The sequence below is a fragment of the Dellaglioa sp. CoH-57-MRSF-18 genome, from assembly GCF_056781995.1.
Map to the genome: position 1 here is coordinate 1 of NZ_JBXAXX010000233.1, position 263 is coordinate 263.

Below are 263 nucleotides of genomic sequence, written 5' to 3' on the forward strand. Positions count from 1 at the left end.
TCCCGAGGTAATGGAAGAGAAGGACTGGGTGTACTGTATCCTTCACGAACTTTCGCACCACCTGCATTTCGAGTTCTTGTCGGGCTCCAAGCTGGAAGGTTCGTGGGTGCGGCTCTATAACAAGAGCATCAAGGTCACGACCGTTAAAAAGGAAGACAGTCAGCGACTACTCGATGATCTGCTGGGGCAGGAATCGCGCCCCTCGGACTTCCGTGGCCAGCTCGGTGAGGATGATGCGGAAGCCTTCAAGTGGATTCTGAAGG

At 54.4% G+C, this 263-nt stretch carries 1 protein-coding gene; it reads left to right on the forward strand.

The genetic code is table 11. The annotated features are described in order from the left end of the window. Positions 1-263: hypothetical protein (locus AC1RPG_RS08825; protein ID WP_481762611.1), on the forward strand; the 263-nt coding region annotated here is incomplete at both ends.